The sequence below is a fragment of the Photobacterium rosenbergii genome (assembly GCF_003026455.1).
Lineage (GTDB): Bacteria > Pseudomonadota > Gammaproteobacteria > Enterobacterales > Vibrionaceae > Photobacterium > Photobacterium rosenbergii.
In genome coordinates, this window is record NZ_PYMB01000025.1 from 35,413 (window position 1) to 56,064 (window position 20,652).

Here is a 20,652-nt window from a genome sequence, read left to right on the forward strand (position 1 = left end):
GCGAGAGTAACTCAATGTCCAACAACTACGATTCATCAAGTATCAAGGTACTTAAGGGCCTTGATGCGGTACGTAAGCGCCCAGGGATGTATATTGGCGATACCGATGACGGTACAGGCTTGCACCACATGGTATTTGAGGTAGTCGATAACTCTATCGACGAAGCTCTTGCTGGCCACTGTGAAGATATCATCGTCACTATCCACGAAGATGGTTCTGTGTCTGTAAGTGATGATGGTCGTGGTATCCCGACTGAAATGCACCCTGAAGAAGGCGTGTCGGCAGCGGAAGTTATCATGACGGTACTTCACGCTGGTGGTAAGTTCGATGACAACTCGTACAAGGTTTCTGGTGGTTTGCACGGGGTAGGTGTTTCTGTTGTGAATGCCCTGTCCGAAAAAGTTGAGCTAACTATCAATCGTGGTGGTTCTATCCACCAGCAGGTTTACCACCATGGCGAGCCTCAGGCGCCACTGGGTATTATTGGTGAAACTGAGAAAACCGGTACCCGTATCCGTTTCTGGCCGAGCGCAGAGACTTTCAGTAATATTGAATTCCAATATGAAATCCTGGCTAAGCGCCTACGTGAACTGTCGTTCCTAAACTCAGGTGTGTCGATCAAGTTGATTGACGAGCGTGAGGAAGACAAGCAGGACCACTTCATGTACGAAGGTGGTATCCGTGCTTTCGTTGAACACCTTAACCGCAACAAAACGCCAATCCACCCGAAAGTGTTCCACTTCGAGTTTACCCGCGAAGATGGCATCGGTGTTGAAGTGGCGATGCAGTGGAATGATGGCTTCCAGGAAAACATCTACTGTTTCACCAACAACATCCCGCAGCGCGATGGTGGTACCCACCTTGCTGGTTTCCGTGGTGCATTGACCCGTACCCTGAATAACTTCATGGATAAGGAAGGTTATTCGAAGAAAGCCAAAACCGCGACATCGGGTGATGATGCCCGTGAAGGTTTGACTGCGGTTGTCTCGGTGAAAGTGCCAGATCCTAAGTTCTCAAGCCAAACCAAAGACAAACTGGTATCGAGTGAAGTGAAGCCTGCGGTTGAATCAACCATGGGTGAGAAGCTGAGCGAGTTCCTGTTGGAAAACCCAGCGGATGCCAAAACAGTTTGTACCAAGATTATCGATGCCTCTCGTGCCCGTGAAGCGGCGCGTAAAGCACGTGAAATGACCCGCCGTAAAGGTGCGCTGGATTTGGCTGGCCTACCAGGCAAACTGGCTGACTGTCAGGAAAAAGACCCAGCCCTTTCTGAACTCTACATTGTGGAGGGTGACTCTGCGGGCGGTAGTGCCAAGCAGGGTCGTAACCGTAAGAACCAGGCTATCCTACCGCTGAAAGGTAAGATCCTGAACGTTGAGAAAGCCCGCTTCGACAAGATGCTGTCTTCTCAGGAAGTCGCAACACTGATCACCGCGATGGGCTGTGGTATCGGCCGTGACGAATACAACCCGGATAAACTGCGTTACCACAACATCATCATCATGACCGATGCCGATGTCGATGGTTCCCACATCCGTACGCTACTGCTGACATTCTTCTACCGTCAGATGCCTGAGCTGATCGAACGTGGTCATATCTACATCGCGCAGCCACCGCTTTACAAGGTTAAGAAGGGCAAGCAGGAGCAATATATCCAGGATGACGAGGACATGGGCCAGTACCAGGTTGCTTTGGCTCTGGATAATGCTGCGCTGTTTACCGCTGAGGGTGCTCCTGCAATTTCTGGTGAAGCACTGGAATCTTTGGTTAAGCAGTTCAACGGCGCAAATAAACTTATTGAGCGTATGAGCCGTCGTTACCCGACGCTGATGCTAAACGAGTTTACTTACCAGCCTCGTTTGGCGGCAGAGATGCTTAGTAACGAAGCTGATGTTGAAGCTTGGAGCAAGGCGTTGGTTGTTGCGTTGAATGCTAAGCAATCAGGTGAGAGCCAGTACACTTATGCTGTGGTTCGTGACGAAGAGCAGGGCCTGTACCTGCCAAAAGTGACGGTACGTACCCACGGTGTAGAGCATGAATACCTGCTAAGTGCCGACCTGCTTAACTCGAAAGAGTACGGCAAACTGGCATCATTGTCTGAAGCTTTGTTTGAACTGCTTGAGGAGTCTGCCTACGTACAACGTGGTGAGCGCAAGCAACCGGTAAGTAGCTTCAAGGAAGCATTGGAGTGGCTGATTAAAGAGTCCCGCCGCGGCCTGTCGCTACAGCGATACAAAGGTCTGGGTGAGATGAACCCTGAGCAGCTTTGGGAAACCACTATGGATCCTGAAACGCGCCGTATGATGCAGGTAACTATCAACGATGCAGTTGCTGCGGATGAGCTGTTCACAACACTTATGGGTGATCACGTAGAGCCGCGTCGTAACTTCATCGAGGCGAACGCCCTGAATGCGAACCTGGACGTGTAATTAAAAGCGTACCTTGATTCAGCTTAGAAACGCCGCACTTAGTGCGGCGTTTTTTTATTCCTGCCATCTAGCTAGAAAAAGTTTTTGAGTAAAAGCCGCAGGGAAGGCGGGCCACGACCTAAGTCCGCACGCAATCAATATTGTTCGGCATACCGGTAGCCGTACATCACTTCCTTTTACCAATTATCATGCCCTAATTGGTTGTAAGGTGTAGCGTTGGTGGGTGCACGGATAAAAAATTTTATTGCTGGGGTTGGAATCGTGTTGTGATGACCCTATATATATTTATGAAGAGCAAGGTGCCATAGATTGGGCCTGCGACCGGCTTGTCCGCAGAAGGAAAGCCACTTCGACAATTCAATCGTTTAATGTATTGCTTCATAAGAAGGATAAAGTTTATGCGTAACCTAGATTTCACTCCTCTATACCGCTCTGCTATCGGCTTCGATCGCCTATTCAACCAAATGGAGAAATCGGCAACCAACGCAAATGCCGGTTACCCGCCATACAACATCGAACAGCAAGATGAAAACCACTATCGTATTACCATGGCTGTGGCAGGCTTTGCCGACGAGCAATTGGATATTACCCAGCAACAGAACAAATTGATTGTGCGTGGTACCCGCGAAGCGAATGGTGAGGCAGAACGCCAGTACCTGTACCAAGGCATTGCTGAGCGTGACTTTGAGCGTAAGTTCCAGTTGGCTGATTACGTAAAAGTGGTCGGTGCCGAGATGGAAAATGGCCTGCTGCATATTGATCTTGAGCGCGAGATCCCTGAAGAGCAGAAGCCGCGTAAGATTGCGATCAACGGTCGCCGCTTGCTTGAAAGCGAGTAATCTTACACGGTGATATTATTCCGTTAGAGGTGTGAAAGGTCAGCCAGCGTGCTGGCCTTTTTTATTCTTCCTTTTTCCTATCCTTTGTTTTAGTCGACTATCTTTCATTGGTGGATACCTCAGGCTCATGCACAGTTAACCTTGAAACAAGGTTGAAGGGTTAACAGCCTAGTCAATTTCAAAGCCAGTACCTTGGTTAGGATGCTCTACGTTAACAAAGGCTACTTGGTAAGGATGGTACATCCGTTCATCTCCGTAATTACCTTGATACGCTGCCTTCCTGTTTCACGTGAAACTTTGTTGAAAAAGATAAGGCTATCTAACAAAGAACAAACTTCTAGAGAAGCCACTCTTCTTATACCAACAAACCAATGCGATGCTCAGATGTTCGAAAAGGCTAAACCTCAACAGGTGGCAGGTGGCGATGTTATTTGCACGGAATAATTTTACAGCTAATGGAGTATGAACAGTTTGCTCGTTAGAGATGGAAGGCCTGTGTTATCAACGTTGTGTCAATAAGATGCTGGTGGGAGCATTACTAAAATGCCTTTGCTTTTGCAGCAAGCCACATTGTTCATTGAGCTCTTTTGTTGGTGGCGAAAACAAAACAGGCTACCGGAGTAGCCTGTCTAAACTGCATCGTTGTAAGTGCTGGGGGGTTAGTGTTCTTGGTAGGCTTTTTCCACTTCCTCAGCAATGATAGCAATGCCCTTACGCATTACTTCATCTTCTTGTACGTAGTTCATACGTAGGCATTCGTGACCGTGCTGCCAGTCCTCATCAAGGCCAATAAAGAAATATTCCCCAGGCACAATGAGCACCCCCCGGGCTTTCAGGCGGCGATATAATTCCATGGTGCTAATTGGCAAATCCTTGAACCACAGCCACAGGAACATTGCGCCTTCGGGTTTGTGGATCCTAAATCGGGAATCAGTAATAGCCTGTTGCAACATCTCAACTGCATGCTTGGACTTGCGCAGGTAGAAAGGTTTGATGACATCTTCGCTAAGGCGCATCAGGTCATTTTGCTCAATCATCTTGTAACCGATAGCTGGGCCGACACTGCCCGGTGCCAAGCTGAGTACGCCATTCATGTTGGCTATCGCTGTCGCAATTTCTTCGCTGGCAACCACAATTCCGCATCGGACACCCGGCAAGCCAAGCTTAGATAGGCTCATGCACAAGATAGTGTTGTCGTTCCAGAATGGGGTGACATCTTCAAAAATAATATCTGGGAACGGCATTCCGTAGGCATTATCAATGATGAGTGGGATCTGGTGTTCTCGGGCCAACTGGTCAAGGTGGTGGATTTCTTCGTCGGTCAGGACATTCCCCGTGGGGTTGGTCGGGCGAGAGGCACAGATGGCACCGATACTGTCATCAACCACCAAGTGCTTGAAGTCCACATGGTATTTGAACAGGCCATTTTCAAGTAGGCTGATTTCAGGCTTGTACGAGATAAACATATCTTCGCTTAAACCCGAGTCCCCATAGCCGATGTACTCCGGTGCCAATGGCAGTAGGATTTTCTTTTTGGTGCCGTCCTTGAACTGGCCAGCCAATAGGTTAAACAGGTTGAAGAAGGCACTTTGGCTCCCGTTGGTCAGCGCGATATTCTTGGCACTGATGTCCCATCCATAGCGAGATTTTAATAGCTCGGCGAGGGCATTGATAAAAATATTTTTTCCCTGCGGGCCGTCGTAATTGGTCAGTGCCTGCGTCAGCTCACCCGTTGCTGCCATCTGGCTGCAGAGCTGGTTGAAGTACTCTACCATTTCAGGGATTTGGGCTGGGTTACCGCCGCCGAGCATGATGGCATCGGGGTTGCGTAATCCATCGTTCAAATCATCCATTAACTGGGTGATACCTGAGTAGCGGGCGAACTTGTCACCAAATGTAGAAAACTCCATCTTTACTTCTGACCTCGGGGCGTTGTGTTTATCTTATGCGATATGGTTATGGTTTATGTTGTGCTGTTCGTCAACATACCTTAACAAAGCGTTTTATTAAACCCTTTGTAACACTAGATCCCCTTCCCATCATTTTGTTGCCATCCCAGTGAGGATCTCTGCTTCAATACAAAGTCTAGCTGCGCAGGTTCTGATATTGATTACTATATTGTTCCACGTGAAACGGTGTCGATTTTAAGTGCTATTGTTACTGCGTTTCACGTGAAACAGCGAAGTAGGGGCATGGTTTAATTTGGCTGGGAACAATATCGTTGTTAGGCAAGGAAATAGGCGAGGATGGGAAACTCAAGGTGTGGCAATGGCCAAAAAAAGCCCCGGGTTAAACCGGGGCTTGAGATTACAATTAGCGAGTTCGCGATTACTTTTGTAGTAGCGAAATATCAGCCACTTTTAGGAACTCGTTACGTAGTTGGTTCAGCATAGTCAGACGGTTCACTTTTAGTTTCTCGTCATCGGCCATAACCATTACGTTATCGAAGAACGCATCAACTGGCTCGCGCAGGTTAGCCAACTCAGACAATGCTTGCTGGTAATCACCTTCGGCAAAGACAGGTGCAAGCTGTGCTAGTGTTGATGCAATATCAGTCGCCAATGCTTTCTCTGCATCTTCAACTAATAGGCTGCTATCTACATCTGCCGCCAGTTCACCGTCAAATTTCGCTAGGATGTTACCTACACGCTTGTTCGCAGCTGCCAGTGATTCAGCAGCATCTAGAGAGCGGAAGTGGGTTACCGCTTTAACACGCTTGTCGAAATCTGCTGGTTGGGTAGGACGTAGTGCCAGTACCGCCTGGATAACATCCACGCTGTGGCCTTCGTCTTGGTACCAAGCACGGAAGCGGCCTAGCATGAAGTCGATCACTTCGTCTGCCACATTGGCGTTAGTGAGCTTATCACCGAACAGTGATTGCGCTTTGGCAATCAGGTCAACCAAGTCTAGGTTGTAGCCTTTCTCAACGATGATGCGCAGTACACCTAGTGCAGCACGGCGAAGGGCAAATGGGTCAGAGCCTTTAGGAGCCTGGCCAATACCAAAGATACCCACTAGCGTATCTAGCTTGTCTGCCATTGCAACGGAAGCTGAAACACCAGTGCTTGGTAGTTCGTCACCGGCAAAACGTGGCATGTACTGCTCGTTTAGTGCCAATGCCACTTCTTCTGCTTCACCATCATGGCGAGCGTAGTGCATGCCCATTACACCCTGGGTATCGGTAAATTCGAATACCATAGAGGTCATTAGGTCACACTTGGCTAGCAGGCCAGCACGCTTAGCATTAGTCACATCGGCATCGATCTTCTCGGCAATGTAACCAGCTAGCTCTGTGATACGGTCAGTCTTGTCTTTGATGGTACCCAGCTGCTTCTGGAAGATAGCCGTTTCTAGTTCAGGCAGACGATCGATCAGCGGGCGCTTACGGTCGGTGTTGAAGAAGAACTCGGCATCAGCAAGGCGAGGGCGGACAACTTTCTCGTTACCTTCGATGATTTGCTGAGGATCTTTCGAGATGATGTTGGTTACGAAGATGAACTTCGGTACTAGGTTGCCTTCAGCGTCGTAAACCGGGAAGTACTTCTGGTCACCTTTCATGGTGTAAACCAGCGCTTCAGACGGTACGTTGAGGAAGTCTTCTTCGAAAGATGCAGTCAATACCACTGGCCATTCAACCAGAGACGTTACTTCTTCGACCAGCTCATCTTCAAGGTCAGCTTTACCACCAACCGCTTCAGCTGCTTTCTGGGCATCCGCTAGGATGATGGCTTTACGTGCTTCGTAATCAGCCATTACCTTGCCGCGCTCTTCCAGGATTGCTGGGTACTGATCGGCGTTGTCGATAGTAAACTCAGCTTCACCCATAAAGCGGTGGCCACGGATAGTACGTGCAGATTCTACACCAAGGATAGTACCCGGGATCAGCTTGTCACCCAGAAGCATAGTCAGGGTTTTAACTGGACGGATAAACTGGGTGTCTTTGTCACCCCAGCGCATTGGCTTAGGGATTGGCAATTTAGCCAGAGCGTTTGCTGCCATGTCGCAAAGCAGTGCGTCAGCCGCTTGGCCTTTGACTTCTTGTTTGAACAGCAGCCATTCACCTTTGTCGGTAACAAGGCGGTCAGCTTGGTCAACGGTAATACCGTTACCGCGTGCCCAGCCTTGAGCCGCTTTGGTTGCATTGCCTTCAGCGTCAAATGCCACAGAAACAGCTGGACCGCGCTTTTCAACCACCTTGTCAGGCTGGTTTTCAGCAAGACCGGCAACTTTAAGTGCTAGGCGGCGAGGGGAAGCAAACCATTTCACACCTTGGTGTGGGAGATCCGCTGCTTTTAGCTCAGCTTCGAAGTTGGTCGCAAATGCTTCTGCCAGTGTGCGTAGTGCCGTTGGCGGTAGCTCTTCGGTACCAAGTTCAATAAGGAAATTGTGTTCAGCCATGCGTGATCCTTACTTGTCTTTTTTGCACATTGGGAAGCCAAGAGCTTCACGAGAAGCGTAGTAGGCTTCAGCCACTTGCTTGGTGAGGTTACGGATGCGCAGGATGTAGCGCTGGCGCTCTGTAACAGAAACGGCTTTGCGTGCATCAAGAAGGTTGAATGCATGGCCTGCTTTTAGAATACGTTCGTAAGCAGGTAGCGGTAGAGGTTTCTCTAGTGCTAGTAGCTCCTGACACTCTTTCTCGCACTGATCGAAGAAAGTGAAAAGGAAGTCTACGTCTGCGTATTCAAAGTTGTAAGTCGATTGCTCAACTTCGTTCTGGTGGAAGATATCACCGTATGTCACTTTACCTAGCGGGCCGTCTGTCCATACTAGGTCGTACACCGAGTCAACACCCTGGATGTACATTGCAAGACGCTCGATACCGTAAGTGATTTCGCCAGTGACTGGCTTACACTCAAGGCCACCGACTTGCTGGAAGTAAGTGAACTGGGTCACTTCCATACCGTTTAGCCATACTTCCCAGCCAAGGCCCCAAGCACCTAGCGTTGGGTTTTCCCAGTTATCTTCTACGAAACGGATATCGTGGACTTGGGTGTCGATGCCAAGGGCTTCTAGTGAACCTAGGTATAGCTCCTGGATATTGTCCGGTGATGGTTTGATGATCACCTGGAACTGGTAGTAGTGCTGAAGGCGGTTCGGGTTCTCGCCGTAGCGGCCGTCAGTTGGACGACGTGATGGTTGCACATACGCTGCTGCAATAGGTTCTGGACCCAGAGCACGAAGACATGTCATCGGGTGAGAGGTACCTGCACCTACTTCCATGTCCAGAGGTTGCACAATAGTACAACCCTGTTGGCCCCAGTAATCCTGCAGCGCGAGGATCATGCCCTGAAAGGTTTTAATATCGTATTTCTGCATTGTCAGCTTCGCGTGATTAATGGATTGAGAGATTTTTAGTAACGATCCAGTATACCTTGCCAACCCCTGCGCTAGTAGGGGGAGTGCATGTTTTTTGGTCATCTTTGATTAATTTGCTTAAATTAATGTGCCTAGCTTGTCAGGGTATGGAGTTTTTTGACATTGTTCTGATATGAGCTAATGACGGCCAGATACAATACTGCCGCCAATGAACAGCTTTGGCTTGCCAAAGACGCTGCACACAATGACATCGGCCCAGAGCCGAGAATAAGAAAGGTAAACAATATGGATTTGACTAATCGCGCTAAATCTAGCAAATGGATTCGTAACCTGGTGTTTGCTACGGCAACGGCTGTGGTTGCAACAGGTTGTTCAACAACCAACCCTTATACTGGTGAAGATCAAACTGCGAAAGCGACCAGTGGCTCAATCATCGGTGCGGTGGCGGGTGCTGCTATCGGTGCTGCGTCTTCGAGCAAGAGCGACCGTGGTAAGGGTGCCCTGATTGGTGCGGCTTCGGGTGCTGCGCTGGGTGGCGGTATCGGTTACTACATGGATGTGCAGGAAGCTGAACTACGCAAGCAACTGCAATCCACCGGTATCAGCGTAACCCGTGACGGCGACAATATTGTCCTGAACATGCCAAACACCATTACCTTTGGTGTTGATGACACCGCGCTGAGTGGCCAGGCTAAAAACGCCCTTAGCAGTGTGGCGCTGGTTGCCAAAGAATATGATGAAACCATGCTAAATGTTTATGGTTTTACTGACAGTACAGGTGCGGCATCTTACAACCTACGCCTGTCCCAGGTGCGTGCTAGCGAAGTAAGTAACGAGCTTATGCGTGGTGGTGTAGCCAGCAACCGTATCGTGACAAAAGGTATGGGTGAATCACACCCGATTGCGTCTAACGAAAACGAACAGGGCCGTGCCCAGAACCGCCGAGTAGAAATCGTGCTGTCTCCACAAGGTTAATTCCACAAGAATAATCTTGGTTGGAAAAAGGGCCCTAACGGGCCCTTTTTTGTACCTTGTACTTAGCCTGAGCTATGTGTAGAATTGCCGCACCTTTGGGGAGTAGCCTCTTGTCCTGACAAGACAAGCGTCAACATAATTGAAGCAAAATCTTCATGGCGTTTGTGACTCACGTTTATCCTACTAGTGAGTTTGGCGAGACCATCGGTAAACCAGCATGAACCGGGGTGGGGCATGTGCGTTTACCTGTGGTTTCTTTAAATTTTCCTCGCCCCGAAGAGCATGTCGTGAGTGTTTTAGCTATCTCAATTACGTCGGTTGCCTTGGCAGAAATTGGCGATAAAACCCAATTGTTGTCTTTGCTGCTTGCTAGCCGCTACCGCAAACCAATCCCTATTATTCTGGCGATCTTCTTTGCCACTATTGCCAACCATGCTTTGGCTGCCTGGCTCGGTGTTGTGGTTGCCGACTACCTAACGCCTGAAGTGCTTAAGTGGGTATTGGTGGTGAGTTTTGTTGTTATGGCCGGCTGGATTCTGATCCCTGATAAGCTCGATGATGACGAGGAGATCTCCAACCGTGGGCCGTTTGTCGCCAGTTTCATTGCCTTTTTCATTGCCGAGATCGGTGACAAGACCCAAGTCGCTACGACTATGCTTGGCGCGAAATACAGTGATGCACTGATGTGGGTAGTATTGGGGACGACGATTGGTATGTTGTTGGCTAATGTACCAGTGGTATTGATCGGCAAGTTGTCCGCTGATCGTATGCCGTTAGGTTTGATTCGAAAGATCACAGCGGCCTTGTTCTTCGGTCTTGCTGTTGCCGCCGCGTTCGGCATGTAATCTTCGCTAACCGTGTTCCACGTGGAACATCCCGGTTGATGGGCCCGGCTCACAAGCTAAGATGACACTATGATAACAACCACTTAAATTGTGAGCATGGCAGCAGTGCCGGGGAAGTTGGCGTGATATGTTGGTACCAGTACCTTTGGACGGTTGCCGCTGTATAGGAGGGGGTTATGAACCGTTTTCTTGCAATATCGCCCCAGAGTCAATTCTGGTTATTCAACTTTGCATTGGCGCTGAATATTCTTGGTATGGTATTGACGGATATGTGGTTGCCGATGGTGGTTGGTGCCATTGTGACGACGTACCTCTCGGTAGATGCCTTGGTTAGGCTGCGTTATGTCCTGCCGATGAAGAAGGAAATCCGCGAGCTGCGCCACGAGCTCGATAAAGCTAACCGCCAACTGCGAGATTCTTACCGTAATGAGGATTGAGCCTTGAAGGTTCCCGAATAGTAAAAAGGCAGCTCGATGAGCTGCCTTTTTTTGATCGGTCAGTTGGTGCCTTTTCTTATTAAGTACCGGTAAGGCAGGCTGTCGGTGTCAGCCGCGATCAGGGTGTGATCCATGAATCGGCAAAAACTTGGAATATCCCTAGTCGTAGAAGGGTCATCGGCAGTGACGAGCAGGGTATCGCCTTCGGCCATTTTCCTTACGGTTTTACGCACCATCATCACAGGCTCTGGGCAGCGAAGTCCTTCTGCTTCCAAGCTGTGGGTGGGATTGTCAAAAATAGCGGTCATAGCATCTACATCTTCTGTTGAAGACAGTGATCATACTTATGGGCAAGAATTAATCAATAAGGGTTGGCAAATCAAAACAAAACGTGTAACGTTATTAACAAGTCGTTAACGTTTGTCTTCTGAAGGATTAGGAGGAACTATGTTGACTCAGATGGATCGCCTGACTATTTACAGCGTACTTTGCTTCATTACGTTTTGCTCTCTGATGCTACGTGCGCCGAATGAGACCAGTTTTATTGCGCTTGGTGGTTTGATTGCCGCCGCGCTAGGACTTTGGCTAGAGCTCACCAATTCTCCCGAGCTCGAGGAAGAAGAAAGCTAACACTGCACATCTACTACACTCCCCCAGTTTTCTTGGGCTTCCCCGCTTATATAGCGGGATTTTTTTTATCTGGACGATAAAATAATACCAGACTGAGTCATATCCTGTTTGGAATGACGCCAAACTTTCCTGCCAAGGTAAGCCATTGTGGAATTAGAAGACATCTATCGTCGTGATTTGAATTTGCTGGTGGCGTTGCGGGTACTGATAGAGGAAAGCAGCGTCAGCAAGGCTGCGACCCGCTTGAACCTGAGCCAATCGGCAATGAGCCGGGTACTGGGGCGGTTGCGCGACTTGCTAGGCGATCCGCTGTTTACCCGTCAGGGACAGCACCTGATCCCGACCGAAAAAGCGTTGGAGTTCGACCGGGCGTTGGGCGAGCCGTTGGAGTCCCTGCGCCAGTTGTTGTCTCCGGTCGAATTTGACCCGCGTAGTTGTGATCAGACCTTCGCCATCGCGACGACTGATTATGCCATGCAGACCATTTTGCCGTTTGCCCTGCCGCGTATATATCAGGAGGCACCTGAGGTCTCGTTTGAGTTTCTGCCCCTGCAACATGATAGATTGGCCGATCAGCTGACCTATGAAGGGGCTGACCTTGCGATCTGCCGTCCGACCGGGCCGGTTGAACCACTGCGCAGTGAGATCTTGGGCCGCGTTGGTGTCTTGTGCCTGCTCTCCAAGCACCATCCGTTGGCCGATGAGGAGATGAGCCTGTCAGACTATCTCGCCCATCCCCACGCGATGATTGCAATTAGTGACGGGGTAAAAGCACTGATTGAGCAAGCCCTGGTAGGTCAGCCCAAACGCAAGATGGTCTTACGGGCCTATCACCTGGAGGCGGCATTGGCGATTGTCGATACCATGCCGCTGATCATTACCGTGCCTGCGGATTTGGCTTACTTGGTAGCAGAACGCTACGACTTGGTGGTCAAACCCTTGCCGTTTGCCTTTACACCGTTTGACTACTCGATGATCTGGCATCCGCGCTGTGAACATTCACCAGCCCAGGAGTGGTTAAGGGCGATAGTCAAAGAGGAATGTAGCCGCCTGATCGCCAAGCGTATTGATGATATGGGGCTGGAGTAAATAGTAGAAAGCCGGGATAAACCCGGCTTTAAAAACAGTTGTTATGTTCGCAATAGCTGTTAAAGCTTGATCACGACACGGCCGGTTACCTGGCCATTGGTAATGTCTTCTGCATACTGTGGCGCTGCATCAAGCTCAACTTCAGTACAAGCCTGCTCATAGAAGCTCTCTGGTAGTAGCTCAACCAGTTTTTCCCACGCAGCGATACGCTTTTCAGTTGGGCACATTACCGAGTCGACACCTTGCAGGCGTACGTTACGCAGGATGAACGGCATAACGGTTGTAGGCAAATCAAAACCACCGGCTAGACCACAAGCGGCAACTGCGCTGTTGTAGTCCATTTGTGCCAGTACTTTGGATAACACTTTGCTACCAACGGTATCGACAGCACCTGCCCATACTTGTTTTTCTAGCGGACGTGCTGGCTCTTCGAACTCGCTACGGTCGATAACACGGCTAGCACCAAGTTTCTCTAGCAGCGGACCATTTTGTTCAACACGACCAGTGACAGCCGCCACTTTGTAGCCGAGTTGGGCCAATAGGGTTACCGCGACCGAACCTACACCACCACTGGCGCCGGTCACTAGGATCTCACCGGCTTCTGGTTTGATATCGGCATCCAATAGCGCTTGTACGCAAAGCATGGCGGTGAAACCGGCAGTACCGACCATCATGGCTTTCTTGCTATCCATACCGGTTGGTAGAGGAACGAGCCAATCCGCTTTCAGGCGGGCACGCTGTGACATACCGCCCCAGTGGTTTTCACCCACACCCCAACCAGTGAGCACGACTTTGTCACCGGTTTGGTAGCGTGTATCTTCAGAGCTGACGACAGTACCGGCTAGGTCGATACCCGGCACCATAGGGAAGTTGCGGATGATCTTACCTTTACCTGTGATGGCCAAGCCGTCTTTGTAGTTCAGGGAAGAGTAATCAACATCGATCAGAACTTCACCTTCAGGAAGGTGGCTGTCGTCCAACTGTTCGATTGTCGCAATTGTTTTTTTCTCTTCTTGGTTTAGAACCAGTGCCTTAAACATAGGGATGCTCCGAATTAATACAAGCGTCTTAAGTGGTTATGAGTGTAGACCTGAAACAACTATGAATAAAATGAAAGTTAGTCATTTAATCTATGTAAAGTGCGCATGTTAGGTGTAGATCAAAAAAAGCCCGCCGGGGCGGGCTTTTTTATACGCAAAGATTACTCAACTCGTTCAAAAACAGTGGCAATCCCCTGGCCTAGACCTATACACATTGTTGCCAGCCCAAACTGGACATCGTGATGTTCCATCAGGTTGATCAGGGTGGTGGAAATACGCGAACCCGAGCAGCCTAGAGGGTGCCCGAGGGCGATGGCCCCACCATTGAGATTGACCTTTTCCTCCACTACATCCAGCAAACCGAGATCTTTGGCACATGGGAGTGACTGGGCCGCAAAAGCTTCGTTGAGCTCCACCATACCGATATCTTCAATGGATAGACCGGCACGTTTCAATGCTTTCTGGCTGGCAGGTACCGGCCCATAGCCCATGATAGATGGATCGCAACCGGCAATCGCCATCGCCTTGACCCGGGCACGAATAGTCAGGCCAAGGGCCTTGGCTTTGTCTTCGCTCATTACCAACATGGCTGATGCGCCATCCGATAGGGCCGAGGAAGAACCGGCAGTGACGGTACCATTGGCAGGGTCGAATACCGGGCGTAGTGCCGATAGTGACTCCGCGGTTGTTTCCGGGCGAATGACCTCATCATGGCTCAATAGGGTCAACCGACCATCCGCATCATGGCCCTCGGTTGGGTAGATCTCGTTGGCAAACCGGCCCTCGATGGTCGCGGCATGGGCTCGTTGGTGGGAGCGGGCGGCAAAGGCATCTTGCATTTCACGGTTGATGCCGTGCATCCGGCCGAGCATTTCGGCGGTAAGCCCCATCATGCCCGCAGCCTTGGCGACGGATTTAGATAGTCCCGGATGGAAGTCGACACCATGGTTCATTGGTACATGGCCCATATGTTCAACACCACCAATCAAACAGGTATCAGCGTCACCCACCATGATGGCGCGGGCGGCATCGTGGAGCGCCTGCATCGAGGAGCCACACAAGCGGTTGACGGTCGTCGCGCCGACTGTGTGGGGAATACCGGCCAGCAACGCCGCATTTCGGCCAACGTTGAAGCCTTGCTCGAGTGTTTGTTGGACACAGCCCCAGTAGATATCTTCGATACTGCCAGGGTCGACTTGTGGGTTGCGTGCCAGCAAGCCTTTCATCAGATGGGCAGATAAATCTTCAGCGCGTACATGGCGGAAAGCGCCGCCTTTAGAGCGTCCCATCGGGGTACGGATACAATCAACGATTACAACGTTATTCATTTTCAATTCCTCATCCTTAAGCCATGGTTACGCGTTGCTCGGTACTGGGTAGTAACGGCCGTTTTGCTCTGCTTTCTCACGCAGGCCTGCCGGTACTTCGTAAACGGCACCAAGGTGGGCATAGCTATCCGCCAACTGGACATAATTGGCAAGGCCGAGGGTATCGAGATAACGGAAAACACCACCACGGAATGGAGGGAAGCCGAGGCCATAAACCAATGCCATATCTGCTTCTGCCGGGCTGGCAATGATCCCTTCCTCGAGGCAGCGCACCACTTCGTTGATCATTGGGATCATCATTCGGGCGATGATCGCTTCGGCATCGTAAGGTGTCGCATTACCGGTTACCGGGGCAATTAAATCACCAACTTCAGGATCCGCCGCTTTCTTCGGCTTGCCCTTGCGGTCGATACTGTAGGCGTAGAACCCTTTGCCATTCTTCTGGCCGTAGCGTTCATTTTCGAACATCACATCCACACCGTCTTTGTAGTCTTTGCCCATACGCTCTGGGAAGCCTTCGGCCATCACGGCCTGGGCATGGTGCGCGGTATCAATACCGACGACATCCAAGAGGTAGGCAGGGCCCATTGGCCAACCGAACTGTTTCTCCATGACTTTGTCGATCTGCTGGAAGTCAGCTCCGTCACGCAATAGCAGGCTAAAGCCGGCAAAGTAAGGGAATAGTACCCGGTTGACGAAGAACCCCGGGCAATCATTGACCACGATAGGGGATTTGCCCATTTTGGCGGCATAGGCCACCACGCGGTTGATGGTTTCATCGGATGTGTGTTCGCCTCGGATGATCTCAACCAGCGGCATGCGATGTACTGGGTTGAAGAAGTGCATGCCGCAGAATTTTTCTGGGCGTTTGAGCGACTTGGCCAGCAAGTTGATTGGTATAGTGGAAGTATTTGAGGTGATCACTGTATCGTCGCCCACCAGGCCTTCGACCTCACTGAGCACGGCGGCTTTGATTTTCGGGTTCTCGACCACGGCTTCTACCACCACATCGGCCTCTTCGGCACCAGCATAATGCAGGCTCGGAGTGATCCCACCGAGTACTTTAGCCATACCAAGACCATCAATACGGCCTCGCTCGAGTTGTTTGTTCAATAGTTTAGCGGCTTCACCCATGCCCAAATCCAGTGAAGCGTCGCTGATGTCTTTCATCAATACCGGTACCCCTTTGAGGGCGGACTGGTAGGCGATCCCGCCCCCCATGATCCCGGCACCTAATACCATCGCCTTGCTGGTGGGTTGTCCGGCTTTAGCTGCTTGCTTGGCTTGGCCTTTGATGTATTGGTCGTTAAGGAAGATCCCGACCAGTGACTGGGCAACATCGGTTTTGGCGAGGGTGACGAAATGCTTGTTTTCAATCTTCAGTGCTTCATCACGCTCACTACAGGCTGCTTCCTCGATGGTTTTGACTGCGGCCATCGGCGCGGGGTAATGGGGACCTGCCACTTGGGCGACCATACCCTTGGCCATGGTAAAGCTCATGGTCGCTTCGATTTTGTTTAGCGCCAATGGTGCTTTTTTCTGTGCCCGGCGGGATTGCCAGTCTAGTTTGCCGGCGATGGCATCTTTTAGCATAGCCAGTGCCGCAGAGTGCAGTTGCTCTGGCTCGACAACACCATCCACGATACCGAGTTTGAGTGCATCGAGGGCTTTCTTGTCTTTACCGGCAGTAATGATTTCCATTGCCGAATCAGCGCCGATCAGGCGTGGCAGGCGAACGGTACCACCGAATCCCGGCATGATACCGAGTTTGGTTTCTGGTAGGCCAATACGTGCTTTGCTATCTGCCAAGCGTAAATCGGTCGCCAAAATACATTCACAACCACCGCCTAAGGCGTGGCCATTAACCGCTGACAGGGTCGGAACCGGTAAGTCTTCCAATTTATTGAAGATGTCGTTGGCATGGGTGACCCACTGCGACAACTCCTCGGCAGGTTTAGCAAATAGGCCAAGGAATTCGGTGATATCAGCGCCCACTACAAAGGCATCTTTGCTTGAGGTTACTAGTAGCCCCTTCAAATCACTCTGATGGTAGAGCGCATTGAGGGCTTCATTGAAGCTTTCCAGGGTTTTGAGGTCGAACTTGTTGATTGCGCCGGGTGCATTGAGGTTAAGCTCGGCGATGCCATCTTCCAGATAGCGAACGGATAGGGTTTCACCTTGGTAAATCATCTTCTATCTCCATGAGTTCCAGTCTGTGCCGGATTTGATTTAACTGGTTTGACCTGTCAGTAGGTTAAATAATAGTCTGAACCTGTTGTGCAACGATTACAATACCTATTTTAAACATTTGTTTAACTTTTGATGTGGGTAAAAGCATCGATGGATGTGGTTTTTGAGTCTTTGTACAGCCTTTTTGATTTATTTTCAGTTGCTTAATGGGTTATTGAAATGGAAGGGGGGAAGTGGTGTTATGTTGTTTTTTTGTTGTAATGAGTAATTTATAGATAGTAAGGCGCATAGTTTTATGCTCGGAGCGGTAGCTATTATTCCACCAAAGGATTTTGTTTATTCATTCCCTTTAGCCCTTGTCCTGTCCAGTAGATACAGCAACTACCGGTGATATGGTATCCTGAGAGATTCCATCAATAACAGAGAAATACGGCAGCATATGACCGTCAGTGAGCCTTACCTGATCCCGGCTAGCAGTGCGACTTTCGAAGAAGAAATCAAGAAAAGCCGCTTTATTACCTATCTGGCACACACTCCGAGCGTCGAGGCTGCCAAGGCGTTTGTCCAACACATCAAAGATAAGCACCATGATGCCAGGCATAATTGCTGGGCATTTGTTGCTGGGCGGCCCGAAGACTCGATGAAGTGGGGCTTTAGTGATGACGGTGAACCATCCGGAACGGCGGGAAAGCCGATCCTGGCCCAACTGAGTGGTTCTGGCGTTGGGGAGGTCACTGCAGTGGTGACCCGCTACTCGGGAGGAATAAAACTCGGTACCGGTGGTTTGGTCAAAGCCTATGGTGGCGGGGTTCAGCAAGCGCTAACTGTGCTACAAACCAAAGAAAAGTTAATAACTTCAGAACTGCTGATCAGCTGCGAGTATAATCAGGTATCGCTGGTGGAGTCATTGGTGGCAGAGTTTGCCGGCCAGCAGGTTGAAGCGGACTATGGCCAACAGGTCACTTTGGTGATTGAACTTGATCGTCGCCAGGTCGAGGCATTCAGTGCGACACTTTTCAGTCGCAGTGGCGGGCAGGTGAGTGCAGTCGATCGTTCAGAGCCGTCCTGTTAACTTTTCACTACTATATATGAGAGCCGATTAGGCAATGCAATTTCGTTCCATAATCCGGATTGTCGGGCTACTGCTCGCCTTGTTCAGTGTCACCATGCTGGCACCAGCCCTTGTGGCATTTATCTATCGTGACGGTGCTGGTCTGCCATTTGTCGTGACCTTTTTCCTCCTGTTCGCAGGCGGTGCATTGCTATGGGTGCCTAACCGGCACTATCGTAGGGAATTAAAGGCGCGGGATGGCTTCCTTATTGTGGTGCTGTTCTGGACCGTAATCGGCAGTGCCGGTGCTGTTCCCTTCATCCTGGCCAAAACCCCCGATCTCTCAGTGACCGACTCCTTTTTCGAATCTTTTTCGGCCCTGACCACCACAGGGGCGACCGTGATTGTCGGACTGGACTACCTACCTAAGGCGATATTGTTCTATCGCCAGTTGCTACAATGGTTTGGCGGTATGGGGATCATTGTATTGGCGGTCGCCATTCTACCGGTACTGGGAATCGGTGGTATGCAGCTGTACCGGGCTGAGATCCCGGGGCCGGTCAAAGACAGCAAGATGACACCACGTATTGCCGAGACCGCCAAGGCGCTGTGGTACATTTACCTTGCCTTGACGATTAGCTGTGCCTTGGCCTTCTGGTTAGCTGGAATGACAGCATTCGATGCCATAGCCCATAGCTTCTCGACGGTGGCTATCGGTGGTTTTTCTACCCATGATGCCAGTATGGGGTATTTCAACAGCCCGACGATAAACATGATCACCGTGGTGTTTCTGCTGATTTCGGCCTGTAACTTCTCATTGCACTTTGCGGCTTTTGCCAATGGTGGCATTCACCTGCGAACCTATTGGCGTGACCCTGAATTCCGGGCTTTCTTTGCATCCCAGTTGATTTTGTTCCTGATCTGTTTCGGCATGCTGCTCAAGCACCACTCCTATAACTCATACCATGATGCGTTTGATCAGGCGCTGTTCCAAACCGTGTCTATATCAACCACGGCAGGCTTTACCACAACCGGGTTCTCTGAATGGCCACTGTTTTTGCCAGTCTTGCTATTGTTCTCATCGTTTGTCGGCGGCTGTGCAGGATCGACGGGTGGCGGTATAAAGGTTATCCGGATGTTCCTGCTGTTGCTGCAAGGGGTCAGGGAACTCAAGCGATTGGTTCACCCGAGAGCGGTATATACCATCAAGGTCGGTAATAAAGCCCTACCACAGCGAGTTGTCGATGCGGTTTGGGGATTCTTCTCGGCGTATGCTTTGGTGTTTGTGATCTGTATGTTGGCCTTGATTGCTACCGGTTTAGACGAACTCACGGCATTCTCCGCTGTTGCGGCAACCTTGAACAACTTGGGCCCAGGTCTGGGCGAGGTGGCGGTGCATTTTGGTGAAATTAACGATCCTGCCAAGTGGGTGCTGGTCATCGCAATGTTGTTTGGTCGCTTGGAAGTCTTTACCTTGCTGGTGCTATTTACTCCTACGTTTTGGCGTAGTTAACAATTGATAAGGAAACATCGTGGAAAAAGTCTTATTGCTTCATTCAAGCAGCGATGGTCAAACCATCAAAATTTTGCGCCACATAGAGAAGACACTGGGCGAGGGGTATCAGTGTGAGTTGGCTGATGTCAACCAGCTGCCAGCCGTTGCTTTTGACCAATATGACCGCATTTTGGTTGGGGCTTCGATACGTTATGGCCACCTTAATAAAAAGCTGTATCAATTTATCGATCAGAACCTCGCTGCATTGAAGCAACATAAAGTTGGCTTTTTCTGTGTAAACCTGACAGCCCGTAAAGAAGGGAAGAATACACCTGAGACGAGTGTCTATATGAAGACGTTCCTCAAGAAGTCGCCATGGCAACCCGCTTTGCAAGCCGTTTTTGCCGGAGCATTGCGTTATCCACGGTACGGTTGGTTTGACCGAGTGATGATCCAGTTCATTATGCGCATTACTGGTGGTGAAACCGATACCAGCAAGGAAGTCGAATATACGGATTGGCAAAAAGTAGAGGCGTTTGCAGACCAGTTCAAAGCCTTTTAAGCTGGCTTTTTGATGGTTTTGGCTGTTTTTTGTTCGAACTGTCAAGTTTGGTTGTTTTTTTTAAAAAAGACCCTTGCCAACGTGATCGAACTCTCTATAATGCCACCTCACCGACACGGAGCACGGCAAATTAAGCCGGCAACGTAGCGGATTGTTCTTTAACAATTTGACCATGCAATCTGTGTGGGCACTCGTGAAATGATAGTCAACAAAAGAATTATCAATGAAACTGAGTGACCAATACGAAATAGCTTCGGCTATATCGGCACAGTCAATTCTTACTTAGAAATAAGTAATAACAGTATTCATTGAGCCAAAACTTTAATTGAAGAGTTTGATCATGGCTCAGATTGAACGCTGGCGGCAGGCCTAACACATGCAAGTCGAGCGGCAGCGACATAAACAATCCTTCGGGTGCGCTTA

17 protein-coding genes and 1 riboswitch are annotated in these 20,652 nt (G+C 50.1%); of the genes, 10 read left to right on the forward strand and 7 right to left on the reverse strand.

Annotation, left to right across the window (positions count from 1 at the left end; all coding sequences use genetic code 11):
• Window positions 1-14: 14 nt before the first annotated feature.
• A complete protein-coding gene (gene gyrB, locus C9J01_RS25200; RefSeq protein WP_107300852.1) occupies window positions 15-2,429 on the forward strand; it encodes a DNA topoisomerase (ATP-hydrolyzing) subunit B in 2,415 nt (804 codons plus the stop codon).
• Between the two features lie 398 nt (window positions 2,430-2,827).
• Entirely contained in the window at window positions 2,828-3,268 is a 441-nt protein-coding gene (gene ibpA, locus C9J01_RS25205) for a small heat shock chaperone IbpA (protein ID WP_107300853.1), read from the forward strand.
• 659 nt (window positions 3,269-3,927) lie between these two features.
• On the opposite strand, the gene C9J01_RS25210 is transcribed toward ibpA, so the two are convergent.
• From C9J01_RS25210 to glyQ, 3 genes are all read right to left on the reverse strand, one after another.
• Window positions 3,928-5,178, reverse strand: a complete 1,251-nt coding sequence (locus C9J01_RS25210) for a valine--pyruvate transaminase (protein ID WP_107300854.1) — start codon at window positions 5,176-5,178, stop codon at window positions 3,928-3,930.
• A gap of 418 nt (window positions 5,179-5,596) precedes the next feature.
• Complete coding sequence (glyS, locus tag C9J01_RS25215; protein ID WP_107300855.1) at window positions 5,597-7,666, reverse strand: glycine--tRNA ligase subunit beta; 2,070 nt, start codon at window positions 7,664-7,666, stop codon at window positions 5,597-5,599.
• Between the two features lie 9 nt (window positions 7,667-7,675).
• Window positions 7,676-8,587 (reverse strand): glycine--tRNA ligase subunit alpha, encoded by a 912-nt coding sequence (gene glyQ / locus C9J01_RS25220; RefSeq protein WP_039463466.1) that lies wholly within the window; start codon window positions 8,585-8,587, stop codon window positions 7,676-7,678.
• A gap of 180 nt (window positions 8,588-8,767) precedes the next feature.
• On the opposite strand from glyQ, the gene C9J01_RS25225 reads away from it, so the two are divergent.
• From C9J01_RS25225 to C9J01_RS25235, 3 genes are all read left to right on the forward strand, one after another.
• A complete protein-coding gene (locus C9J01_RS25225; RefSeq protein ID WP_473805719.1) occupies window positions 8,768-9,562 on the forward strand; it encodes a YiaD family glycine zipper/OmpA-like lipoprotein in 795 nt (264 codons plus the stop codon).
• Window positions 9,563-9,652: 90 nt separating this feature from the next.
• Window positions 9,653-9,756, forward strand: a riboswitch (yybP-ykoY riboswitch).
• 93 nt (window positions 9,757-9,849) lie between these two features.
• The gene (locus C9J01_RS25230) at window positions 9,850-10,407 is read left to right on the forward strand and encodes a TMEM165/GDT1 family protein (RefSeq protein WP_107300856.1); all 558 of its coding nucleotides are present in this window, start codon (window positions 9,850-9,852) and stop codon (window positions 10,405-10,407) included.
• A gap of 176 nt (window positions 10,408-10,583) precedes the next feature.
• Window positions 10,584-10,844, forward strand: a complete 261-nt coding sequence (locus tag C9J01_RS25235) for a hypothetical protein (protein ID WP_107300857.1) — start codon at window positions 10,584-10,586, stop codon at window positions 10,842-10,844.
• 59 nt (window positions 10,845-10,903) lie between these two features.
• Here the strand turns inward: C9J01_RS25235 and tusA are convergent, their stop codons facing one another.
• On the reverse strand, window positions 10,904-11,152 hold the full coding sequence (gene tusA, locus C9J01_RS25240; RefSeq protein ID WP_107300858.1) for a sulfurtransferase TusA: 249 nt from the start codon (window positions 11,150-11,152) through the stop codon (window positions 10,904-10,906).
• A 139-nt stretch (window positions 11,153-11,291) separates the two neighbouring features.
• Between tusA and C9J01_RS25245 the strand changes: the two genes are divergently transcribed.
• Window positions 11,292-11,474: a hypothetical protein gene (locus C9J01_RS25245; RefSeq protein WP_107300859.1), complete on the forward strand. Its 183-nt coding sequence runs from the start codon at window positions 11,292-11,294 to the stop codon at window positions 11,472-11,474.
• A 147-nt stretch (window positions 11,475-11,621) separates the two neighbouring features.
• Complete coding sequence (locus C9J01_RS25250) at window positions 11,622-12,563, forward strand: LysR family transcriptional regulator (protein ID WP_107300860.1); 942 nt, start codon at window positions 11,622-11,624, stop codon at window positions 12,561-12,563.
• A gap of 59 nt (window positions 12,564-12,622) precedes the next feature.
• Here the strand turns inward: C9J01_RS25250 and acuI are convergent, their stop codons facing one another.
• From acuI to fadB, 3 genes are all read right to left on the reverse strand, one after another.
• Window positions 12,623-13,603: an acrylyl-CoA reductase (NADPH) gene (gene acuI / locus C9J01_RS25255; RefSeq protein WP_107300861.1), complete on the reverse strand. Its 981-nt coding sequence runs from the start codon at window positions 13,601-13,603 to the stop codon at window positions 12,623-12,625.
• Between the two features lie 161 nt (window positions 13,604-13,764).
• Window positions 13,765-14,931 (reverse strand): acetyl-CoA C-acyltransferase FadA, encoded by a 1,167-nt coding sequence (gene fadA / locus C9J01_RS25260; protein ID WP_107300862.1) that lies wholly within the window; start codon window positions 14,929-14,931, stop codon window positions 13,765-13,767.
• A gap of 27 nt (window positions 14,932-14,958) precedes the next feature.
• Window positions 14,959-17,121, reverse strand: coding sequence for a fatty acid oxidation complex subunit alpha FadB (gene fadB / locus C9J01_RS25265; RefSeq protein ID WP_107300863.1), 2,163 nt, complete (start codon window positions 17,119-17,121; stop codon window positions 14,959-14,961).
• A 439-nt stretch (window positions 17,122-17,560) separates the two neighbouring features.
• Between fadB and C9J01_RS25270 the strand changes: the two genes are divergently transcribed.
• From C9J01_RS25270 to hemG, 3 genes are read left to right on the forward strand one after another with little or no spacing between them, the layout of a single operon-like run.
• On the forward strand, window positions 17,561-18,193 hold the full coding sequence (locus C9J01_RS25270) for a YigZ family protein (protein WP_107300864.1): 633 nt from the start codon (window positions 17,561-17,563) through the stop codon (window positions 18,191-18,193).
• Between the two features lie 34 nt (window positions 18,194-18,227).
• Window positions 18,228-19,685: a TrkH family potassium uptake protein gene (locus C9J01_RS25275; protein WP_107300865.1), complete on the forward strand. Its 1,458-nt coding sequence runs from the start codon at window positions 18,228-18,230 to the stop codon at window positions 19,683-19,685.
• A 19-nt stretch (window positions 19,686-19,704) separates the two neighbouring features.
• Window positions 19,705-20,229 (forward strand): menaquinone-dependent protoporphyrinogen IX dehydrogenase, encoded by a 525-nt coding sequence (gene hemG / locus C9J01_RS25280; RefSeq protein WP_107300866.1) that lies wholly within the window; start codon window positions 19,705-19,707, stop codon window positions 20,227-20,229.
• Window positions 20,230-20,652: the final 423 nt, after the last annotated feature.

Excerpts from the sequence above, each read along its gene's own strand:
- acuI (WP_107300861.1), bottom strand. The coding sequence starts at position 13,603 with ATGTTTAAGGCACTGGTTCTAAACCAAGAAGAGAAAAAAACAATTGCG.
- glyS (WP_107300855.1), bottom strand. The coding sequence starts at position 7,666 with ATGGCTGAACACAATTTCCTTATTGAACTTGGTACCGAAGAGCTACCG.
- glyQ (WP_039463466.1), bottom strand. The coding sequence starts at position 8,587 with ATGCAGAAATACGATATTAAAACCTTTCAGGGCATGATCCTCGCGCTG.
- C9J01_RS25275 (WP_107300865.1), top strand. The coding sequence starts at position 18,228 with ATGCAATTTCGTTCCATAATCCGGATTGTCGGGCTACTGCTCGCCTTG.
- C9J01_RS25210 (WP_107300854.1), bottom strand. The coding sequence starts at position 5,178 with ATGGAGTTTTCTACATTTGGTGACAAGTTCGCCCGCTACTCAGGTATC.
- gyrB (WP_107300852.1), top strand. The coding sequence starts at position 15 with ATGTCCAACAACTACGATTCATCAAGTATCAAGGTACTTAAGGGCCTT.
- C9J01_RS25235 (WP_107300857.1), top strand. The coding sequence starts at position 10,584 with ATGAACCGTTTTCTTGCAATATCGCCCCAGAGTCAATTCTGGTTATTC.
- C9J01_RS25270 (WP_107300864.1), top strand. The coding sequence starts at position 17,561 with ATGACCGTCAGTGAGCCTTACCTGATCCCGGCTAGCAGTGCGACTTTC.
- C9J01_RS25225 (WP_473805719.1), top strand. The coding sequence starts at position 8,768 with ATGACGGCCAGATACAATACTGCCGCCAATGAACAGCTTTGGCTTGCC.
- fadA (WP_107300862.1), bottom strand. The coding sequence starts at position 14,931 with ATGAATAACGTTGTAATCGTTGATTGTATCCGTACCCCGATGGGACGC.
- ibpA (WP_107300853.1), top strand. The coding sequence starts at position 2,828 with ATGCGTAACCTAGATTTCACTCCTCTATACCGCTCTGCTATCGGCTTC.
- C9J01_RS25245 (WP_107300859.1), top strand. The coding sequence starts at position 11,292 with ATGTTGACTCAGATGGATCGCCTGACTATTTACAGCGTACTTTGCTTC.
- tusA (WP_107300858.1), bottom strand. The coding sequence starts at position 11,152 with ATGACCGCTATTTTTGACAATCCCACCCACAGCTTGGAAGCAGAAGGA.
- fadB (WP_107300863.1), bottom strand. The coding sequence starts at position 17,121 with ATGATTTACCAAGGTGAAACCCTATCCGTTCGCTATCTGGAAGATGGC.